The sequence below is a fragment of the Sphingomonas sp. RS6 genome, assembly GCF_054489705.1.
This window is the reverse complement of sequence record NZ_JBTMWM010000011.1, coordinates 93,324-99,323: the sequence shown is the minus strand read 5'-3', so window position 1 is coordinate 99,323 and position 6,000 is coordinate 93,324. Positions and strand designations below refer to the sequence as shown.

6 protein-coding genes and 1 tRNA gene are annotated in these 6,000 nt (G+C 62.8%); 3 read left to right on the top strand and 4 right to left on the bottom strand.

Features of this window, described 5'->3' with window-relative positions; genetic code table 11:
- The first annotated feature begins 117 nt into the window (after positions 1 to 117).
- The gene (locus ACX40Y_RS16555; RefSeq protein ID WP_459120667.1) at positions 118 to 1,257 is read left to right on the top strand and encodes an acyltransferase family protein; all 1,140 of its coding nucleotides are present in this window, start codon (positions 118 to 120) and stop codon (positions 1,255 to 1,257) included.
- Positions 1,258 to 1,334: 77 nt separating this feature from the next.
- Here the strand turns inward: ACX40Y_RS16555 and clpX are convergent, their stop codons facing one another.
- The 4 genes from clpX to ACX40Y_RS16535 all read right to left on the bottom strand — a co-directional run bounded on the left by clpX (position 1,335) and on the right by ACX40Y_RS16535 (position 5,402).
- A complete protein-coding gene (clpX, locus tag ACX40Y_RS16550) occupies positions 1,335 to 2,600 on the bottom strand; it encodes an ATP-dependent Clp protease ATP-binding subunit ClpX (protein ID WP_459120666.1) in 1,266 nt (421 codons plus the stop codon).
- A 144-nt stretch (positions 2,601 to 2,744) separates the two neighbouring features.
- Positions 2,745 to 3,380: an ATP-dependent Clp protease proteolytic subunit gene (locus ACX40Y_RS16545; RefSeq protein WP_019368058.1), complete on the bottom strand. Its 636-nt coding sequence runs from the start codon at positions 3,378 to 3,380 to the stop codon at positions 2,745 to 2,747.
- A gap of 244 nt (positions 3,381 to 3,624) precedes the next feature.
- On the bottom strand, positions 3,625 to 5,259 hold the full coding sequence (gene tig / locus ACX40Y_RS16540; protein ID WP_459120665.1) for a trigger factor: 1,635 nt from the start codon (positions 5,257 to 5,259) through the stop codon (positions 3,625 to 3,627).
- A 58-nt stretch (positions 5,260 to 5,317) separates the two neighbouring features.
- Positions 5,318 to 5,402 (bottom strand) — tRNA-Leu (locus ACX40Y_RS16535).
- A 124-nt stretch (positions 5,403 to 5,526) separates the two neighbouring features.
- Here ACX40Y_RS16535 and ACX40Y_RS16530 point away from each other — a divergent pair.
- Both ACX40Y_RS16530 and ACX40Y_RS16525 read left to right on the top strand, forming a co-directional pair.
- Positions 5,527 to 5,709, top strand: coding sequence for a hypothetical protein (locus tag ACX40Y_RS16530; RefSeq protein ID WP_459120664.1), 183 nt, complete (start codon positions 5,527 to 5,529; stop codon positions 5,707 to 5,709).
- 26 nt (positions 5,710 to 5,735) lie between these two features.
- Positions 5,736 to 5,915, top strand: a complete 180-nt coding sequence (locus ACX40Y_RS16525) for a hypothetical protein (protein WP_459120663.1) — start codon at positions 5,736 to 5,738, stop codon at positions 5,913 to 5,915.
- The last annotated feature ends 85 nt before the right edge of the window (positions 5,916 to 6,000 follow it).

Here is a 6,000-nt window from a genome sequence, read left to right as displayed (position 1 = left end):
GATGGCGGAATGGGCTTGAGGCGACTTCTCAGATTGGTTTCCTTTTGCAAACCCATGGGATAGGCTCTCACGCCGCCAGCTCCGTCGTGGCACGGGCGTTGGCCTTAGGGGGATACCGTGGAATCCAAGGCCGTTCGCTACATCTATCTCGACAATATCCGCGTGCTCGCGATGTTGCTGGGCGTCTTCGTTCACGCTGCCAATCTCGGTGATTTCGGCCCGCTGGAACTAGTCACGCCGATTTCCGATGCATTCCGCATGGCGTTGTTTTTTGCGGTATCAGGATTTCTAGGCGCGATGCTCCTCCAGAAACGGGGATCACGCCGTTTTCTGAAGGATAGATTGCGCAACGTGCTCGTGCCGCTAATTTGTGGACTATTTTTGCTCAATCCGATTACGTGGGTACTGGCATATGTATACGCTTATGGCACGCTCAATGTGCACGATCTGATCGACGCCGTTCTCCAGTCCCGCGACGTCAATTCGCACATTTTCGTTTGGCACATCCATCTCTGGTTCCTGATCTCACTCGCGGTCTATGTGCTGATCGCGCCGATTCTGGTGCCCGTCGTCCATAGGCATCGGCACGCCCTAGATCGCCTGGCGGTTTCACCGCTGCTTGCCTCTGCTTCGCTCGTCGGTGCGATCGTTATCGCCAGCCTCGCGTGGAAAGTCATAGCGACAGTGCTCGCCAAACTTGTGGGGGACGTCCCCTGGATCGTCGAAGTCACAGCCCGCTACCTGCCGTTCTACGCGATGGGAATCCTACTGTATGAAGCGGAGGCAATGCGGCGGGCGGCGGTACGCCCCAATCTTCTCATCGGGCTTATCGTCCTTGGCGCCTATGCCGGGCTGGCGAGCCTCACATTGCCCGACATCGTCACCAAGGCCGGTTGGCTGGCGGTGCTGCCTGCTGTCCGTTGCTGGGCGACGCTGGCGATCATGTGGTGCGGGCTTCGGTTTCTCGATCGGGCATCGAAGGCGATGGATACGCTTCGATCATCAATCTACACGGCCTATCTGTTCCAGTATCTCCTGATCTACATCGCGGCTAACGCGGTGGGGGGGCTGCGCGATCAGCCAGTAATCTTCTATACCCTCCTGGTCTCCTGGGCTGTCATTTCTGGTGTTGGCTTGCACGTGTTCGTCATCGCGCGAAGCAATACGCTGCTCTACCTGTTCAACGGCCGATTACGCCCGCAAACCGCCAGTGCGGACAACCAGCAATTGAACGCCGACTCGGCAGCGAGGCTCTGATCAAGCATGGAAGAATAAAAAAGGCACGCAGAGTAGCGAACCCTGCGTGCCACAAGCGGTTGTAACGTTCGACGGGATCAGGCGGCGCTGCCGGCCTTTTCCTTCTTGGCGTAGATCCGCACCGGCTCCTTGCGGCCCTCGACCACGTCCTTGTCGACCACGACTTCGTCGACGCCATCCATGCTGGGCAGGTCGAACATCGTGTCGAGCAGGATGCCTTCGAGGATCGATCGCAGGCCACGTGCGCCGGTCTTGCGCTCGATCGCCTTCTTCGAGACGGCGGTGAGCGCGTCGTCGGTGAAGCCGAGCTTGACCGCCTCCATGTCGAACAGCTTCTGATACTGCTTGACCAGGGCGTTCTTCGGCTCGGTCAGGATCTTGATCAGCGCCTCGACGTCGAGATCTTCCAGCGTCGCGATCACCGGCAGACGGCCGACGAATTCGGGGATCAGGCCGAACTTGAGCAGATCCTCCGGCTCGGTCTGGCGGAGCAGTTCGCCGGTGCGGCGCTCGTCGGGAGCCGCCACATGCGCGCCGAAACCGATCGACTTGCCCTGCAGGCGATCGCCAATGATCTTCTCGAGGCCGGAGAAAGCGCCGCCGCAGATGAACAGGATGTTGGTCGTGTCCACCTGCAGGAATTCCTGCTGCGGATGCTTGCGGCCGCCCTGCGGCGGAACGCTTGCAGTGGTGCCTTCCATCAGCTTCAGCAGCGCCTGCTGCACGCCCTCGCCCGACACGTCGCGCGTGATCGACGGATTCTCGGCCTTGCGGCTGATCTTGTCGATCTCGTCGATGTACACGATGCCGCGCTGCGCCCGTTCGACGTTGTAGTCGGAGGCCTGGAGCAGCTTGAGGATAATGTTCTCCACGTCTTCGCCGACATAGCCGGCTTCGGTGAGCGTGGTGGCATCGGCCATGGTGAACGGCACGTCGAGGATGCGTGCCAGCGTCTGCGCCAGCAGCGTCTTGCCGCAGCCGGTGGGGCCGACGAGCAGGATGTTCGACTTGGCGAGCTCGACATCGGCACCCTTGGCGCCGTGATTGAGCCGCTTGTAGTGGTTGTGCACCGCGACCGAGAGGACGCGCTTCGCCTTCTTCTGGCCGATGACGTAATCGTCGAGCACGTCACAGATTTCCTGCGGCGTGGGGACGCCCCCATCCTTCTTCGATACCAGCGAGGACTTGGTTTCCTCGCGGATGATGTCGTTGCAGAGCTCGACGCACTCATCGCAGATGAACACGGTCGGGCCCGCGATGAGCTTGCGCACCTCGTGCTGGCTCTTGCCGCAGAAGGAGCAATAAAGCGTGCTCTTCGAGTCACCGCCGCTGAGCTTGGTCATTCAATCCATCCTTCGCGCCTCGGGCGCGTAACGCTCGCCTGCCATCCTACACGCAGGCGAAGTTCCGGCAATCCATAATCGCCCCGCCCGCCCGACGTTCCCTGCACCGGGAATCGCCGGGCGTTCGAGGATAGGTATATAGTGTTAATTCCCCGCTGCCGCATCCTCGGTCGGCACCGGACGCTTCTCATACACCTCGTCGACGATGCCGAACGCCTTAGCTTCTTCGGCTTCGAAGAACGAGTCACGATCCATCGTCGTCTCGATCTTCTCGATCGGCTGACCGGTATACTTCGAATACAGCGCGTTCATGCGCGCGCGGATCCGCAGGATTTCCTTGGCCTGGATCTCGATGTCCGACGCCATACCCTGCGCACCCCCCGAAGGCTGGTGCAGCATGATGCGGGCGTTGGTCAGCGCCACGCGCAGGCCGGGCTCGCCCGACGCCAGCAGGAACGAGCCCATCGACGCCGCCTGGCCGATGCACACCGTGCCGACGCGGGGACGGATATACTGCATCGTATCGTGAATCGCCATCCCCGCCGTGACGACGCCGCCCGGCGAATTGATGTACATCCAGATGTCCTTCTTCGGATTTTCCGATTCGAGGAACAGCAGCTGGGCGGTGATCAGCGACGCCATATGGTCTTCGACCTGACCGGTGACGAAAACGATTCGTTCCCGCAGCAGGCGCGAATAGATGTCGAAACTACGTTCGCCGCGGCTCGACTGCTCGATAACGATCGGAACGAGCGCGCCAGTGACGGGATCGATGGTCATCTGACCGGAAAGCGGATGCATGTGGGATAATCTCATGGTTGTGTTTTGCCCGGCCCCAACATCGGCGCTCGAGCACCAAGGTGCAAGAGGGGATGCATGCGTAGGCAACGAATGCAGCGCCGCCACCGGGAACCCCACCCCCGATTGAAGCCGAATCACAGCCCACCACATACGCGAACGGCGCCGGACCTGAGTCCGACGCCGTACCGTCTGCACATCCAGCCGAAGGCGTGGCGGCCAGGATTTATTCGGCCGACTTCTTCTTGGCCGGCGCCTTTTTCGGCTTGGCCGGCGCGTCCTCCGCTGCGGCTTCGGCCTTCTTGGCCGGCGCCTTCTTGGTGGCCGCCTTCTTCACCGGCTCGGCCGGCACCGCGTCGTCAGCGGTCTCGTCGCTCGCCGCGGTCTTCTTGGCAGCAGGCTTCTTCGTCGGCTTTGCAGCCGATTCCTCGGCAGGCGCATCGGCATCGGCGGCCTTGGCTTTCTTCGCCTTGGCCGGCTTCGCACCATGATCATGATCGTGATCGTGAACGTGCGTGCCCGAAGCGAAACCGTCCTCGCTCTCGATCGCGGCTTCGAGTTCCTCGCGCGTCACTTCGCGATCGGTGATCTCAGCCTTCTCGAACAGGAAGTCGACGACCTTGTCCTCGAACAGCGGCGCGCGCAGCTGGGCGGCGGCCATCGGCTCCTGCTGGACATACTGGATGAAGCGCTGGCGATCCTCGGGGCCGTACTGCTGCGCGGCCTGCGCGATCAGGCGGTTCATTTCCTGCGCAGTGATCTCAACGCCGTTGGCGGTGCCGATTTCGGAAAGCAGCAGGCCCAGGCGCACGCGGCGCTCGGCGATCGCGCGATAATCATCACGCTCGCTCTCCAGCTCGGCCTTCGCCGCAGCCGGATCTTCCTCATGCTCGGTTTCGTGCTGCAGCTGGTGCCAGATCTGGTCGAACTCCGCTTCCACCATCGACGGCGGCACCGGGAAGTCGTGGCCGGCGGCGAGCTGGTCGAGCAGCTTGCGCTTCATGTGGGTGCGGGTCAGGCCGTTCAGCTGCTGCTCGATCTGGCCCTTCAGCAGGCCGGTCAGCTGCTCCAGGTCCTGAAGGCCGAACGCCTTGGCCATGTCGTCGTCGATCGTGGTTTCGCCGGCGGTCTGCACCGCGGTGACCTTGACGTCGAACGTCGCGGCCTTGCCAGCCAGATTCTTGGCGCCGTAATCTTCCGGGAAGGTTACGTTCAGCTGCTTCTCATCGCCGACCTTCACGCCTTCGAGCTGCTCCTCGAAGCCGGGGATCAGGCGGCCCGAACCGAGCTCGACCGCCATGCCCTCGCCGGTGCCGCCTTCGAAGGCGACGCCGTCGACCTTGCCGACAAAGTCCATGACAACCTGGTCACCGGTCGCGGCGGCATGGCCCTCGGGCGCGTCCTCCCACTTCTTCTGCTGGCTGGCGAGCTGCTGCAGCTGCTCCTGCACCGCCTCGTCGCTCACCGGCACGGTCAGCCGCTCGAGCTTGAGGCCGTCGATCGACGGAGCCGGGACATCGGGCAGAACTTCGAGTTCGACCTTGATCTCGGCATCGCCGCCGGGCGCATAGTCGCCCTCCAGGCGAACCGACGGCTGCATCGCAGGCCGCAGCTTGTGATCGGCGATCAGCTTCTGAATGCCGTCCTGGATCGAGCTGTTGAGCGCGTCCTGCGCCAGCGCCTCACCGTGCATCTTGCGCACCAGGTTCGCCGGCACCTTGCCCGGACGGAAGCCCGGCATCCGCACCTGCGGTGCGACGCGCTTCACTTCGGCATCGACCTTCGAGTCGATGTCCTGCGCCGTGATCTTCAGCGTGTAGGCGCGCTTCAGGCCCTCGTTCAACGTCTCGACAGTCTGCATTCTCAGGCTTTCTCAAAGAATCGGAATTGCGGTGTACCACACATCAGCCGCGAAGGACTGGTGCGGGCGAAGGGACTCGAACCCCCACATCTTTCGATACTGGAACCTAAATCCAGCGCGTCTACCAGTTCCGCCACGCCCGCAGGGGACACCGCCGGTCGGCGGGCTCTATAGCAGGCGTGGGTGCGGGAGCAAGTCGCGATGCGAGAATGCACGCAACACAAGCGTCACTTCCCGCGTTGGGACAGGCAAAGAGGAGTGATGCCCGTGCCTGTCGAGCCCCCCGTCCAGCCCACCGTTCCCCCTGCCGAAACCCCGATGCCAGACCCCGGTCAGCCGAACCCCGCACCGCCGGAGATCGCCCCGCCGGGACCGGATATCGACGTACCCGCGCCGCAACCCGCCCCCGGCGGCGATCCCGGCATCGCGCCCGGTCAGCCGGTCGCATGAACCCGAACAACAAAAAAGGAGAAACCATGGACACCGAACGCAAGGACGAACGGCCCGACATTCAGCAGGCCGTCGAGGCGCGATCGGACGCGGCCGATGCAGCAGGCGGCGGCGGCACGACGTCCCCGCAAGAACCCGCGGGCGCGCCCGACGGCGTGGGCGGCACCGCAGGTGTGGTGAAGAACCAGGAAAGCGACCAGCAATAGCTATCGTTTCGCTTTCGTGCCGGTACCATGCTAACGCTCGATATCTAAGGCTGCCGTTGGGGTTTGCCACAACGGGGAGCAGAGA

Excerpts from the sequence above, each read along its gene's own strand:
- tig (WP_459120665.1), bottom strand. The coding sequence starts at position 5,259 with ATGCAGACTGTCGAGACGTTGAACGAGGGCCTGAAGCGCGCCTACACG.
- clpX (WP_459120666.1), bottom strand. The coding sequence starts at position 2,600 with ATGACCAAGCTCAGCGGCGGTGACTCGAAGAGCACGCTTTATTGCTCC.
- ACX40Y_RS16525 (WP_459120663.1), top strand. The coding sequence starts at position 5,736 with ATGGACACCGAACGCAAGGACGAACGGCCCGACATTCAGCAGGCCGTC.
- ACX40Y_RS16545 (WP_019368058.1), bottom strand. The coding sequence starts at position 3,380 with ATGACCATCGATCCCGTCACTGGCGCGCTCGTTCCGATCGTTATCGAG.